The sequence below is a fragment of the Mesorhizobium sp. B2-3-4 genome (assembly GCF_006442315.1).
Taxonomy (GTDB): Bacteria; Pseudomonadota; Alphaproteobacteria; order Rhizobiales; family Rhizobiaceae; genus Mesorhizobium.
Genome location: NZ_VFVY01000029.1, coordinates 18,679 through 32,330, shown reverse-complemented (window position 1 = coordinate 32,330; position 13,652 = coordinate 18,679). Strand labels below are relative to the sequence as shown.

The 13,652-nt window shown below is 64.5% G+C and carries 14 protein-coding genes; 5 read left to right on the top strand and 9 right to left on the bottom strand.

The genetic code is table 11. From position 1 onward, the window contains the following. Position 1 precedes the first annotated feature (1 nt). Positions 2–1,321, top strand: a complete 1,320-nt coding sequence (locus FJ967_RS30840) for an HlyD family type I secretion periplasmic adaptor subunit (RefSeq protein ID WP_140736093.1) — start codon at positions 2–4, stop codon at positions 1,319–1,321. A gap of 64 nt (positions 1,322–1,385) precedes the next feature. Here the strand turns inward: FJ967_RS30840 and FJ967_RS30835 are convergent, their stop codons facing one another. Together FJ967_RS30835 and FJ967_RS30830 are read right to left on the bottom strand one after the other, a co-directional pair. Continuing rightward, on the bottom strand, positions 1,386–2,696 hold the full coding sequence (locus FJ967_RS30835) for a hemolysin family protein (RefSeq protein ID WP_140736092.1): 1,311 nt from the start codon (positions 2,694–2,696) through the stop codon (positions 1,386–1,388). A gap of 80 nt (positions 2,697–2,776) precedes the next feature. Continuing rightward, positions 2,777–3,691 carry a LysR family transcriptional regulator gene (locus FJ967_RS30830; RefSeq protein WP_140736091.1) on the bottom strand — a complete coding sequence of 305 codons (915 nt, stop codon included), beginning with the start codon at positions 3,689–3,691 and terminating at the stop codon, positions 2,777–2,779. Between the two features lie 114 nt (positions 3,692–3,805). Here FJ967_RS30830 and FJ967_RS30825 point away from each other — a divergent pair, with 114 nt between their 5' ends. Next, a complete protein-coding gene (locus tag FJ967_RS30825) occupies positions 3,806–4,828 on the top strand; it encodes an NAD(P)-dependent alcohol dehydrogenase (protein ID WP_140736090.1) in 1,023 nt (340 codons plus the stop codon). A gap of 6 nt (positions 4,829–4,834) precedes the next feature. Here the strand turns inward: FJ967_RS30825 and FJ967_RS30820 are convergent, their stop codons facing one another. The 4 genes from FJ967_RS30820 to FJ967_RS30805 all read right to left on the bottom strand — a co-directional run bounded on the left by FJ967_RS30820 (position 4,835) and on the right by FJ967_RS30805 (position 8,303). Next, on the bottom strand, positions 4,835–5,542 hold the full coding sequence (locus FJ967_RS30820) for an LssY C-terminal domain-containing protein (RefSeq protein WP_140736089.1): 708 nt from the start codon (positions 5,540–5,542) through the stop codon (positions 4,835–4,837). A gap of 163 nt (positions 5,543–5,705) precedes the next feature. Then, on the bottom strand, positions 5,706–6,512 hold the full coding sequence (locus FJ967_RS30815) for an extensin family protein (RefSeq protein WP_140736088.1): 807 nt from the start codon (positions 6,510–6,512) through the stop codon (positions 5,706–5,708). A 123-nt stretch (positions 6,513–6,635) separates the two neighbouring features. Continuing rightward, complete coding sequence (locus FJ967_RS33850) at positions 6,636–7,358, bottom strand: extensin family protein (RefSeq protein WP_246675443.1); 723 nt, start codon at positions 7,356–7,358, stop codon at positions 6,636–6,638. A gap of 519 nt (positions 7,359–7,877) precedes the next feature. Beyond that, positions 7,878–8,303 (bottom strand): DUF3775 domain-containing protein, encoded by a 426-nt coding sequence (locus FJ967_RS30805; RefSeq protein WP_140736086.1) that lies wholly within the window; start codon positions 8,301–8,303, stop codon positions 7,878–7,880. A gap of 143 nt (positions 8,304–8,446) precedes the next feature. Between FJ967_RS30805 and FJ967_RS30800 the strand changes: the two genes are divergently transcribed. Further along, positions 8,447–8,995: a tetratricopeptide repeat protein gene (locus tag FJ967_RS30800; protein WP_140736085.1), complete on the top strand. Its 549-nt coding sequence runs from the start codon at positions 8,447–8,449 to the stop codon at positions 8,993–8,995. Positions 8,996–9,266: 271 nt separating this feature from the next. Further along, a complete protein-coding gene (gene greA / locus FJ967_RS30795) occupies positions 9,267–9,740 on the top strand; it encodes a transcription elongation factor GreA (RefSeq protein WP_008877613.1) in 474 nt (157 codons plus the stop codon). A gap of 87 nt (positions 9,741–9,827) precedes the next feature. Here the strand turns inward: greA and waaC are convergent, their stop codons facing one another. Genes waaC through rfaD form a run of 3 tightly spaced genes read right to left on the bottom strand, consistent with a single transcriptional unit; the run spans position 9,828 to position 12,735 of the window. Then, positions 9,828–10,808: a lipopolysaccharide heptosyltransferase I gene (gene waaC / locus FJ967_RS30790; RefSeq protein WP_140736084.1), complete on the bottom strand. Its 981-nt coding sequence runs from the start codon at positions 10,806–10,808 to the stop codon at positions 9,828–9,830. Further along, on the bottom strand, positions 10,805–11,812 hold the full coding sequence (waaF, locus tag FJ967_RS30785; protein ID WP_140736083.1) for a lipopolysaccharide heptosyltransferase II: 1,008 nt from the start codon (positions 11,810–11,812) through the stop codon (positions 10,805–10,807). Before waaF ends, waaC begins: the two co-directional genes overlap by 4 nt. Further along, positions 11,785–12,735, bottom strand: a complete 951-nt coding sequence (gene rfaD, locus FJ967_RS30780; protein ID WP_140736082.1) for an ADP-glyceromanno-heptose 6-epimerase — start codon at positions 12,733–12,735, stop codon at positions 11,785–11,787. Before rfaD ends, waaF begins: the two co-directional genes overlap by 28 nt. Positions 12,736–12,889: 154 nt before the next feature. Between rfaD and FJ967_RS30775 the strand changes: the two genes are divergently transcribed. Then, on the top strand, positions 12,890–13,522 hold the full coding sequence (locus tag FJ967_RS30775; protein WP_140736081.1) for a LysE family translocator: 633 nt from the start codon (positions 12,890–12,892) through the stop codon (positions 13,520–13,522). The last annotated feature ends 130 nt before the right edge of the window (positions 13,523–13,652 follow it).

Sequence of the window (13,652 nt, the reverse complement as noted above, 5' to 3'; positions counted from 1 at the left end):
GATGACGATGCAAAGCCTCGCCTGGGACAGCCAGCCACGCACCAATATAAGACGCGTGGCCCTCACCGGTTATGCCGCCATAGCGCTGCTGGCGGGCGGTTTCGGTTACTGGGCCGTCAGCGCGCCCTTGTCGGGAGCGGTCATCACCCAGGGCACGATTTCGGCGACGGACGGAAATATCCTCATCCAGCATGCGGAGGGCGGTATCGTCCAGGCGTTGCTGGTCCATGAAGGCGATCGCGTGCAACAAGCGCAGGATCTGGTGGTGCTCGATCCAACAGCCGCGCAGGCCAACCTGAACCGGCTGACGAGACAGTCGATCGCGCTCAGGGCAAGTGCCGCGCGCCTGGAAGCCGAACGCGACGGCCTGGACCGGCTGGCCCCGATCAGCGAAGCGGCGCCAGCCCCTTTCCAGAACGATTTCGAGACCCTGGTTCGAGAACAGCAGAAGGAGTTCGACGCGAGGCGCGCCCGGTTCCGGTCGGAACAATCGATCCTGGCGCAGCGGGTCGCCATGCATCGGCAGTCGGTGGTGGGATTGCAGGCCCAGCAAAAGGCCGTTCAGCAACAGGCCGAAATCGTCAACAGGGAGCTTGGCATCAAGACCGGCCTGCTGGACAAGGGCCTCACCAATCGAACCGAATACTCGCAGCTTTTGCGCAGCGAGGCCGATCTCGTCGGCCAGGCCGGAGCGCTGGAGGCCAATCTTGCCGCGGTCAACACCCAGATCGTCGAAGCCCAGCAGCAGACCGAGCGTCTGACCACGCAACGCGTCGAGGAGGCGCTGACGAAACTGGACGACGTCCGCTCCAACCTGGCCGACGTCGAGGAACAGATCAGGGCGGCGCAGGCGGTGCTGTTGCGCACCACGATCAAGGCGCCGGCGGCGGGCATCGTGGTGTCGTCGACCTACAATTCCAAAGGCAGCGTGATTGCCCCGGGCGAAAAGATCATGGAGATCCTGCCCACCGCTTCGGGCCTGGTCGTCGATGCGAAACTGCGGCCGAAGGACATCGACCAGGTCCGTGTCGGTCAGCCGGCGAAACTGCGATTATCCGCCTTGAACGCGCGGCTGACGCCGGAGGTCTTAGCCACCGTGACCGAAATTTCGGCGGACCGGCTCATCGACCCGGCTACGCGCGAACCTTATTTCCGCGCCAGGCTGACGATTGCGGCAGACCTGCCGCCCGGCGTGCGGCGCGAGCAGCTTTATCCCGGAACGCCGGTCGAGGCGTTCATCGGCACCGGCGACCGGACTTTCCTGGCGTATCTGGCGCGGCCGATGTTCGATTCGTTCGCGCGCGCTTTTACGGAGCGGTAAATCGCCGACCGGCACTCGACCGGCGTGATGCCATGACCGCCACCGGCCCTGGATGTCCGACCCGTCAGCGCGCCATCTCGCGGTGGCCGCTGGGCAGGCGGGTGGCGATCAGCTTGTCGATACGGCGGCCGTCGAGGTCGACCACCTCGAAGCGCCAGCCCTGCGCGTCGACGCATTCTCCGGTCGCCGGCAGATGATGCATGTGCGACAGCACATAGCCGGCGACGGTCTCGTAGTCGCGATTTTCAGGCAGGTCGATGCCCAGCACCTCGGCCATCTCGTCGGCCTGCATGTAGCCGGCCAGCAGCCATGAGCCGTCGTCGCGCTGCACGGCGTTCTCTTCCTCGCCGGCTTCGAGGTCCGAGCGGAAGACGCCGGTGATGGCTTCCAGGATGTCGGCCGGCGTGACGATGCCTTCGAAATGGCCGTATTCGTCATGCACCAGCGCCATCGGCACGTCGCTCTCCTTCAGTTTCTGCAGCACGTCGAGCGCGTCGGCCTGGTCGTGCACAATGGGGGCGGTGCGCACATATTTGCGCGGATCGAGCGCGCGGCCGCCGAGCAGGGCGGCCAGCACGTCACGCGTCTGGATGACGCCGACCATGGCATCCACGCCGCCATCGCCGGCGGGCAGGCGCGAATGCTGCGTGTCCATCAAAAGCTTGCGGATCGTGGCTTCGTCGGATTGCAGGTTGATCCAGTCGACATCGGTGCGCGGCGACATGACGGCGCGCACGGCGCGGTCGCCGAGCCGCATGACGCCGGCGATCATGCGCCGCTCGTCGGATTCGATGGTGCCGTGATGCTCGGCCTCGGCGACCAGCATCTTGATCTCCTCGTCGGTGACCTTTTCCTCGCTCTCGCCGCGCTGGCCGAGCAGCCAGAGCACGGCACGGCCCGAAATGTCGAGCAGGAAGACGAGAGGCGCAGAGATGGTGGCGAGGATCGTCATCGCCGGCGCGGCTTTCACGGCAACGCGCTCGGGATCGCGCAGCGCGATCTGCTTGGGCACGAGTTCGCCGATGATCAGCGAGGCATAGGTGATGATGGCCACGACGATGCCGACGCCGAGCGGATCGGCGATATTTTCGCGAATGCCTGTCGAAGCCAGGTATTGCGCCAGCCGCTCGCCGAGCGTGGCGCCGGAGAAAGCGCCTGAGAGCACCCCGACCAGCGTGATGCCGATCTGCACCGAGGACAGGAATTTGCCGGGATTGGAGCCAAGCGCCAAGGCGCGGCCGGCACCCTTGACGTTGCGGTCGATCATCGCCTTCAGGCGTGCCGGCCGCGACGAGACGATGGCGAGTTCGGACATTGCCAGAAGGCCGTTCACGCAAATGAGGACGACCACGGTAGCGATTTCAACGTATAGCATGAGGGCTCAATAGCATTGCCGCACGGCTTTCGAAAATAGTCGGCGGCCATTTTAAAAAGATGACAGGTAATGCACGTCGATCAGACGGCATCCCAGGGCGGCGATGAGAAATGCGCGACCAGCGCATCGACGACGACGCGCACCTTGGGCGTCAGGGCGCGCGTCACCGGCCAGATGGCATGGACGCAGATGTCCTCGACGAGCGTATCGGCCAGCACCATTTCGAGCGCACCGCTCTCGAGGCTGTCCGCCACCAGCCAGGTCGGCAGGAAGGTGATGCCGCAGCCGGCAAGCACGGCGTCCAGCATCGGCTCGCCATTGTCGAGCACCAGTCTCGCCCGTGGCGTGAACTTCGCGACATGGCCATCGGCTTGCCGGATGGTCCAGGCGTGGGCGACGCCGTTGCGGGTGTAGCCGATCAGGTCATGGCCGGTGAGTTCCCCGATCGTACGCGGCCTGCCGTTTCTGTCGAGATAGGCGGGGGTGGCGCAGATGGCCGAGCGCTGCGTGTAGAGCCGGCGCGCGGCGAGCGACGAGCTGTCATCGAGATCGCCCATGCGGACCGCGAGGTCGATGCCTTCCTCGATCAGGTCGACACGGCGGTCGTTGAAGGAAATCTCCATTGCCAGGTCGGGAAATCGCCTGGAAATCTCGAACAGCACGGGCGCCACGCAGCGGTGGCCGAAGGCCGAGGGCAGGTCGACCCGAAGCCGGCCCGAGGGCACCTGCCGCCGCAAGGCAAGCAGCGCCTGCGCGGCTTCGATCTCCGACAGTGCCCTGACGCAGGCCTCGTAATAGCACAGGCCTTCGCTTGTCGGGCCGAGGCTGCGCGTGGTGCGGTTGAGCAGGTGGATGCCAAGCCGACGTTCCAGTTGCGCGACCGACTTGCCGACCGCCGATTTGGTCACGCGCAGCCGCTCTCCCGCACCGGTGAAGCTTCCAGCCTCGATCGTTTGAACGAAGGCGACGATGCCTTGCAGATCGGTGGAGTCCATAGCCGCGTTCCTATTGTAGATTTTTGGTTGCCAATTCGTTGAAAATTATACCGTATGGAAGCGCATATTTCCATAGTAGAGATCCCGCCAGCGACGCAATCGGGAGCAGATGCAATGGGCAGCGACATCAACAGATCCTGGCGGATGACCGGTTTCGGCCTGCCCAGGCTGGAACTGGCCGAGACAAGGATCCCCGAACCCGGGCGGCATGAACTGCTGGTGCGGATCAAGGCCATATCGCTGAACTACAAGGACAGGATGATCGTCGACGGCGTGCTGATCCCCGACCTTGCCTTTCCGTTCGTGCCGACATCGGACGCGGTGGGCGAAGTGGTGGCGGTCGGCAGCGGCGTCAGCCGCTTCCAGACGGGCCAGCGCGTGCTGGGGCAAGTGATTGCCGACTGGCCGGACGGCGACGCGCCGCCAGTGCTGCACCAGCACACTTTGGGATCGTCGCTGCCCGGTACGCTGAGCGACTATCTCATCCTGCATGAGGATGCCGCCGTGCCGGCACCGCCGTCGCTCAGCGACGCGGAGGCCTCGACGCTGCCGATCGCGGCGCTGACGGCCTGGTTCGCCATGGCAGAGGCAACAAGGCCCGTGCCCGGCCAGACCATCCTGATCCAGGGCACGGGCGGGGTCTCCCTGTTTGCGCTGCAATTCGCCCACGCCTTCGGCCTGCGCGCCATCGTCACGTCAAGCAGTGACGATAAACTCGAACGGGCAAAGACGCTCGGCGCCTGGCAGGTGATCAACTATCGCGCCAGGCCGGCATGGGACGAAGCGGCGCGCGCGCTGACGGGTGGCGCCGGCGTCAATCACATCCTCGAGATGGTCGGCGGCGACAATGCGCGGCGCTCGCTCGATGCGCTGGCTGCCGACGGCCGGCTGTCGATCATCGGCCTGCTTGGCAGCATGGAGCTCAGCTTCCCGATCGTGCCTTTCCTGCGCAACCGGATCGTCGTGCAGGGCATATCGATCGGCCACCGCCGCGCCTTCGAGCGCATGAACCAGGCGATCGAGGCACTCACGATCAAGCCGGTCATCGACAAGGTGTTTGGCTTCGACGAGGTTCCCCAGGCTTTCGAGCATCTGGAGAAGGGGCCGTTCGGCAAGATCGTGATCAGCACGAGCTGACAGGGATCACTGCACCTGTCTCAGCACGCCGATGATTGCCTTGCCATCGGTGAAATAGGGATCGCCGCCGCCATTCCGGCCAGTCCTGGTGGCGCCGATGCCCGCCATGTCGCTGGTCGAGATCAACTGGTCGGCGGCACGCAGATCGCCGATGAGGAAGTCCCGCTCGGCATCGAGATCGGGGCCGATATGATGGGTGATGGCACCCGTTTCGTGGCTCAGACCGACACCACGATCGAAGCTGGCGGCACCCAGCCAGAGCGGTCTGCCATCGTCGCCGACCGCATCGGTCTGCCAGAACCGGACGTGGTGGCGGCGGTCGGCACTGTCGCCGACCGGCTTTTCGAAAGCGAGCTCCTGCGGGCGGCCCTCGAACAGCAGACGGCTCATCGGCGCATCGGGATAGGGACGGGAGAACAAGACACTCTCGCCGATGTCGATGGCGGTTCTCAAGGTGACGGCGTCGGCGGTGTCCCAGCCGGCAACGGCGAAAGCGTGGACCACCTCCTTCTCGGTGCCGACCAGGCCGACATTGATCGGGTCTCCGGGAATGCCTTGCGGCGTGTGGGTGACCATCTCGAAACGCCGGTCACGAAAGCCGCGATCGCGGAATGTCCAGAATTCCGGCGCCGCGACATAGGCGAGCGCCAGATAGGCGGCCAACAAGGTGGCGAGCCATATCGTCGCGCGTCGTCGAAGGCTTCGTTGGCTCATCTGCTGCCCCATATTGTCAGGGTCTAAGCAGATTTTGCCGATGGGGCCAGAGCCTCACGGGTATAGCCAGGCGTCTTTCTCATCGCCGGTGATCATGTCTTCGTCATCACGGCAGCGAAGCGCCTTGGCGACGAGCCCGGGATGACGCGGCGAAGCCGTCCGGTCAGCGGCAGGCGCGATAACCGCTCTTGCGGTTCTTGATGTCGAAATGGAAGTGGTTGCGGTGGTCGTAATTGTAGCCGGGGCCGAGCACGGTGGTGAAATACTGGCAGCCATCGGCACGCACATTGTTGAGGAAGCCGCGGGTGCGGAAGGCGAACAGGCCGGGCTTGCGCACGTCGATGTCGTCGCCATTGTTGAGCTCGATGCTCATGACGTCGAGCGCGTTGCCCTTGCCGTGCTCCGACAGCACGCCTTCGCCGGCAATGTTGCGGCAGGAATAGCTGGAGCCCTGGTGAATGGTCTTGACGCCGGAGAAATAGCGCCAGCGGGCGGACGGAACGAGTTCGTTCTTCGTCCAGGCGGCAAAGCTGGCGGCCATGTCGCAGGTCAGCGTTGCCGCCGGTTTCATCTGGACGCCGCCGATGGCCGAGACCTTGACGGGAAAGTCGATGCCGCACTGGCCTTCGTGGATCGGCGCCAGATCGGTATAGACGACGCCGAGCCGTTTCAATTCGCCGCGGCAGTCGGTTTCGCTGGCCGGCATCTGCTCGGGTTGCGTCATCGGCTCGTCCATGCGCGGATAGGCGGCCTGGGTCATGTAGGGATTGGACGGAACAAGCCTCTGCATGCCCTGATATTGCGGTACGGCCGCGGTTTGCGCGCCGACATCGACGGCCGGCTGCAATGACAGCACGCTGCCGGTGTTGCAGGCCGAAACGGCGGCCAGCGCAAGGCCGGCGGCCAGCAGCGGCGCGGGTTTCAATCGGCGCGCGGCGGCGAGGAAAACGGCGCGAAATGTGCCGGCCATTGGCGGAAATCCCAATTCTGGATATCCGGCATTTTAACGATCAAGGGTAAAGGAAAGCTCAGCGCCGGCATTCACGCCTGCGGCGGAAATGCGGCGGGGATCAATCCGCCCGGATCAGACACCTCACTGGCAGAACGTGCCGCCATGCCGGCGCGGCTCGAGATCGAGATGGAAGTGCAGTTCGTGGTCCGGATCGGCGCCCGGGCCTAGCACGGTCTTGAACGGTCCGCAGGCGGCCTTGCGCACGGCGTCGAGGAATTTGGCGTCTTTCTCCGGCGGCGCCGGGCCGACCTCGATCTTCCTGCCGTCGGACAGCGTGAAGGCGGAGATGTCGAGCGCGTTGCCGAAAGCATGTTCCGACAGTTTGCGCGTGCCGTGACGCGGCCGGCAGACGAAGGCCGATGCCTGGCTGATCGATTTCAGGTCGGTGCCGAATTCGGCTTTCGCCGCCGGCTGGATGACATCGGCGGCAAAACGCGCCGCCGCCTCCGCCATCGGGCAGTTGAGCTCGGTGCCGGGGGCAATCGCGACCGACCTGCCAAGCGTCTTCAGCACGATGGGGTACGGGATCGAGCAGCCGATTTCGGGATTGCTTTCGGCCTTGTGTTCCTCGAACTCGACGCCGAGCGTGTTCAGGCGCTCACGGCAGGCGATCTCCTGCGCCGGCATCTTGTCGGCGGGAAGATCGGCCGAGCGCGGATCGGGAAGCATCTTCTTGTCGTCGGCATCCGCCGGCTTGGGTGGTGGCTGCGGCGCCATGGCCGGCGGCTGTGCATCAGGTTCAGGGACGTCGGGCCTTTGCGTCGGGATAGGCACTTCGGCCGGTGGCTCCGGTTCGTTTTCCATATCGGTCGACGGCTCCGGGGCCGAAGATTCGGGACGCGCCTGCCTGGCCTGACGGGACTTTTCTTCATTGAGCTGGTTGGCTGCATCAGGCCCCTTTGGGCTCGCCGTCTTTTGTTCTTCTCCAGTTGCAGCACCGGCCTCTGGCACGTTGGCAGGACGCGATGCAGGCACCGGAACGGCGGCGGGCGCGGTCGGCTGGTCCTGTGTTTGCTCTGGCGTCTGCTTGGGCGTCGACCGGGGCGTGGTGTGCTGCTTGCCCCGCGATCTCAAGCGCTGCTTGCTTTTTGGCCTCAGCGGCTGGTCGGCCCGCTGTGTCAGCGGCTGCTCCGCCCGTGGGCTCAGCGCTCCGTGATGCTTTTGACGATGCCTGGTGTCGGCCGGCGTCGCCAGCAGCACCGCCGCCGCAAAAAGCAGCGCCGAAGTGCAGAATCGGGAAAAGCTCAGCGTTGCCATCGCCTGCAAACGGCGTCGGCATGGCTAGGTTGCCCTGCGAAGGGATCACAATCGGTTACCGGTACGTTACGCACCGATGGCTTCGAGGCCTTCCTCCAGCAAGTCGGCGAGCAGCGGCATGCCGAGCAGGTATTTCGCCGTGCGCTTGTTGGCGCGCTCGCGCGCCGCCGCCACTGCCTCGGACCATTCCGAGGCGTCGTAGTCGCCGCGGCCGATCCAGGCCAGCGCGATCAGTTCGGCGGCTTCATCGACATTGAGGTCGTTGATCAGCTCGCGCAGTTCTTCCTCGGTGAGGTTTTCCGCACTTTCCTCGGCAAGGCCGTCATGGTGGTGATTGTCGTGCGTGTCGCCGTCGAACTCGATCTCGTGTTCGGCGCCGTCGGCATAGTCCTCGTTGACGGCCGCACTCAGCGCCTTGGCCTTGAGGATGAACAGCCGCACCGTATCGGGGCCGATCGTGAGATCCCAGTCCTTTTCAAGCCGTCGCTGCACGGGCTGTCTCCGTCGCTCGTTTGCCGGATGATACCGGATTTGCGGCATCCGTCACCTGATGTTGTCCAGGCCTGATTTTTCCGGGATGAAACGCGGGCCGCTCGGCGTTAATGTTGCATTGTCACACCCTCCAGGAGGCTTCGATGCATAAAAGAGTGCTGATCCAGGCGGCGAGCGCACTTCTCGCTCTGCAGTTTCTTGCTGTTCCGGCGTTCGCCGCCGGTAGCGACAGTTCGGGAGGCGGCGGCAACGATCAGACCGTGACGCAATGCAAGAAGGGCATGGTCTGGGACAAGAAGAAGAAAAAGTGCGTCGCTCCCCAGGAAGGCATGCTCGACGACGACAGCATCTACGATGCCGGTCATGCGCTGGCGATGGCCGGCCGCTATGACGAGGCGATCTCGGTTCTCGTCCTTGCCGCCAACAAGCAGGATCCGCGCATCCTCAACTATCTCGGCTATTCGCACCGCCATTCCGGCCGCGTGACCGTCGGCCTCGGCTATTACGAGGAAGCGCTGCGCATCGATCCCGATTACACGCTGGTGCGCGAATATCTCGGCGAGGCGCATCTGCAGATCGGCGACCTGGCCGGCGCCCAGCAGCAGCTGATGGAGATCGAAAAGCGCACCGGCAAGGGTTCGCGCGAATACGGCATGTTGGCCGAGCAGATCGAACATTTCATGCGGAGCTGATCGGCTTCCACGATTTTTTCGAAACGGCCGCGAGCGATCGCGGCCGTTTCTGTTTGCGCCGGCGGCCGGCATGCGCCGCCGGGATCAAAACAGCGGATGATTTTTGCAAAACCGATTTTTGGGCGTGAAAAGCCCGCAAAGATTGCTATATCTTAGCAAATTGCGGTGAAACGGTTCCGTTAGCCCGAGGCTGCCGGACCGTTTTCTTTTTGTACCCAACGACAAGGCTTTCCCCGAAACGCGGGGGTGGCGGCAGGAAAGGTCAGGCACTATGAACAAGGTCCCGATGACAGGCGAGGGGTTCGCGTCATTGAAGGAAGAACTGCGTTGGCGCCAGCAGGAAGAGCGGCCGCGCATCATCGAGGCGATCTCCGAGGCGCGCTCGCATGGCGACCTGTCCGAAAATGCCGAGTATCATGCCGCCAAGGAGGCGCAGAGCCTCAATGAAGGCCGTGTCAACGAACTCGAGGATCTGATCGCGCGCGCCGAGGTGATCGATGTCACCAAACTCAGCGGCGACAAGGTCAAGTTCGGCGCCACCGTGGTGCTGGTCGACGAGGACACCGAGGAAAAGAAGACCTACCAGATCGTCGGCGACCAGGAAGCCGACGTGAAGTCCGGCCGTATCTCCATCTCTTCGCCCATCGCGCGCGCGCTGATCGGCAAGGAAGTCGGTGACGCCATCGAGGTCAATGCGCCGGGCGGTGCACGCGGCTATGAGATCGTCCAGGTGCAGTTCATCTAGGAGCGTTCAGCTCCCTTCTCCCCGTCACTATACGTGCCGGCAGGCGGATGAGGGGCAGCGCAGACGCCCCAATTGATTTGACAAAAATCAATTCTTGTCTGCGCTTGCCTGCCTAAGCTCCAGCAGCCTCTCCGCTTCCGCCACCACCTCAGCCGGCGTCAGGCGCCCGCCCGCCGGCGCCAGCAACGTCGATGCATATGGCCCGCGCGGCCCGGTCAGACCCGGCTCGGTCGCCAGGAACACGGCCACCGTCGGCAGGCCGAAGGCGCTGGCGAGGTGGGTCAGGCCGGTGTCGGCGCCGACGACCAGCGTCGATCGGCCAAGGATGGCGGCGATGTCGGCGAGCGGCGATTTGGGCACCACGACCGTGGATGGCACGGCCTTGGCGATCGATTCGGCCACCGCCTTTTCCCGCTCGTTCGACCAGGTGGTGACCGGCGTCATGTCGCGCGCGGCCAGCAGTCGGGCGGTTCCGATCCACTCCTGCGCGGGCCATTTCTTGTCCTCGCGGCTGGTGCCGTGCAGCAGGAATGCGGCCTTGCCGTCGATCGGCGCGATCGTGCCCGACGGCGCGACGATGCCGGAATCGAGCGCCGACAGATCGGGCTGATAGCCGAGCGCCAACCCAAAAAGCCGTCTTGTCCGCTCGATGGCGTGCAGGTCGCGCGGCACGGCGTAGGTGATGTCGTAGAACAGCGTCGCCGACGGCTCGCGCGCGCTCGACCGGTCGAAGCCGGCGATCGGCGCGCGTGCCTGACGTGCCACCAGGGACGATTTCAGCAGGCCCTGCGCATCGATGACGAGATCGTACCGGCAGGCGCGCAAGGCACGGCGCAATTCAGCCGCCTCGTGCCAGGTGGTCGTGTCGAAAAGGTTCCTTCGCCAACGTCTTATCGCCACCGTGTGGATGGTGCCGATCGCCGGATGCAGCGCGACGATGTCGGCAAACGCCTCTTCCACGCACCAGTCGAAAGCGATATCCGGCCGGTTGCGGCTGGCGTCCTCGAGTGCGGGAAACGTGTGGATGACATCGCCCATCGACGATGTCTTGACGATCAGCACTTTCATGCGGCCGCCGGAATTTCCAGCAGCCGATCCGCCGCGGCGGCCACCTTTGCGACTTCCAGTGTCTTCAGGCAGTTGAGATGGCCGAGCGGGCAGATCTTCTGGTGGCAGGGCGAGCAGGAGAGGTGGAGCCAGACCAGTTCGCGCCGTTCCGCCAGCGGCGGCGTGTTTTCAGGCGAGGTCGAGCCGTAGACGGCAACCACCGGCGTGCCGACGGCAGCCGCGACATGCATCAGCCCGCTGTCGTTGGAGACCGCGAGCTTGGCTGCCGCGATCAGGTCTATGGCGTCCTCCAGCCGCGTCTGGCCGGCAAGATCGACGACGCCAGGAGCCAGTGCGGCGATCTCGGCGGTCACATCGCGATCGTTCTTCGAGCCGAACAGGGCGACTTTCAGGCCCTTGCCCATGAATTCGCGGGCGAGGCCCGCATAGTGTTCGCTTGGCCAGCGCTTGGCCGGTCCGAACTCGGCGCCAGGCATCAGCGCCACGAATTGCTGTGGCGCCAGCGCGAAACGGTCGAGCAGCGTGGTCTGGTTTTTCGAATCCACCGTCAGCCGGGGTGCGCGGAAGGTGCCGCCCTGGGCAAGGCCGAAATAGGCCTGCGCCGTGCGCCGTTTCACGGCGTCGGGCAGCGGCACGATGTCGGTCAACAGGCCGTAGCGCATTTCGCGCAAATTGCCGAAACGGCGCGGAATGCGGGCAAAGAACGGGATCAGCGCCGACTTCCAGCTGCCGGGCAGGACATAAGCCATGTCGTAGCGGCCGCGCAGCAGGCGGCCGAAGCGGCGGCGATGGCTGAATTCGAGCGCGCCGGGCTTCAGGGGAAAGTCGATCTGCTGGCGGATTTCGGGCATGCGCTTGACCAGGGGTGCTGCCCAGGCCGGCGCCAGCACGTCGATCGCGGCGTTTGGATGAAGCTCCTTCAGCGCCGAGAACAGGCACTGCGCCATCACCATATCGCCCACCCAGCGTGGACCGATCACGAGGATCGTTGGGCTTTCAGCCATTCGACATAGTCTCTGACGCCGGTTTCGACGGTGCGGAATTGCCCGTTATAGCCGGCTGCACGCAAGCGGGACATATCAGCCTGGGTAAAACTCTGGTAGCTGCCTTTGAGATGGTCGGGAAACTCGATGAACTCGATCTGCCCTTGGCCCAGCGTGTCGATGACGGTTTCGGCGATGGCCCGGAACGGCTGGGCGCGGCCGGTGCCGCAGTTGAAGATGCCGCTCGCGCCGCGCTTCCACAGCCACAGATTGACGTCGGCGACATCGCCGACATGGATGAAGTCGCGGCTCTGCTCGCCCGGCCCGAACCCGTCATAAGCGCCGAACAGCTTCGGGTTTTCGCCGCGCCCGACCTGGTTGAACAGATGGAAGGCGACCGAGGCCATGGCGCCCTTGTGCGCCTCGCGCGGGCCATAGACATTGAAATAGCGCAGTCCCGCGACCTGCGAATGATCGCTGTCGAAGACCGTGCGCCTGACATAATCGTCGAACAGCTTTTTCGAATAGGCATAGACGTTGAGCGGCCGCTCCAGCGCCGGGTCCTCGCGGAATTCCGAACCGCCGCCATAGACGGAAGCCGAGGAGGCGTAGAGGAAGGGCACACGCAACGCCTGGCAAGCATGCAGCAGCCGTTTCGAATAGGCGTAGTTCACCTCCATCATGAACTTGCCGTTCCACTCGGTGGTGGTCGAGCAGGCGCCCTGGTGGAAAACGGCCTCGATGCGTCCGAGCCCTCCCTCCTCGATCCGCGACAGGAAATCGTCCTTGTCGAGATAGTCGGCTATTCTCAAATCGGCGAGGTTGGCGATCTTGTGCCCATCGGTCAGGTCGTCGACGACGAGGATGTCGTCATGCCCCTCGGCGTTGAGCGCGGCGACGATGTTGGAGCCGATCATGCCGGCGCCGCCCGTGACGATGATCATTCAGGCCTCTGGTTGCGTGCGATTCCGGTCCTTATAAGGGAGGCTGGCCAGGCTGTCGATAAAGCAGGTGGCAGGCCGGGTCCATCGTCACAGTGGCGCCGCAAAACTACCGCTTCTGTCGGCTTGCCGCAGCACCGATCATGAGGGACAAGAAATGCCGTCTACCGAACTGCTGATCGCGTTTTTCGCCACGACGGCGATCTTTGCCTATATTCCGGGTCCGGCCATGCTCTACGCCGCCGCGCAGACCATGGCGCGCGGGCGCTGGTCGGGGCTGACGGCCGCACTCGGCATTCATCTGGGCGGCTATGTCCATGTCTTTGCCGCCGCCGCCGGCCTCTCGGTGCTGTTCCACGCCGTGCCGCCACTCTATATGGCGGTCAAGCTGGTCGGCGCGCTCTATCTGATCTGGCTCGGCGTCTCGCTGTTTCGCAAGCGCGTGGAGGGCGGCGTGGCGCTGCCCGCGATCGACCGCAAATCGGCCCGGCGCGCCTTCTTCGAGAGCATCACCGTCGAGGTGCTCAATCCCAAGACCGCGATCTTCTTCATGGCGTTCCTGCCGCAGTTCATCGATGCCTCGGCGGCATTCCCGGTCTGGCTGCAATTCGTGGTGCTCGGCACGATCGTCAACCTGATGTTCTCTTCGGCCGATGTCGCGTGCGTGTTCCTGGCCGGCCTCGTGATCGGCCGGCTGCGGCGTTCGAGCCGGGCGCAGCGGCTGATGCAGCGGGCCGGCGGCGCGGTGCTGGTTGGGCTCGGCGTCCACGTCGCCCTGCAGAAAACCTGACCTGTCCGGGTTTGCCTCCGCCCCGGCGTTGCGCTGTGGCCAATTGCGGTATATCGGCAGGCATGACCGGCCGGCCTCGCAAATCTGGGTTTTCGACCTATCTGAGATCGGCGTTTTCCGCGCGTGGCAG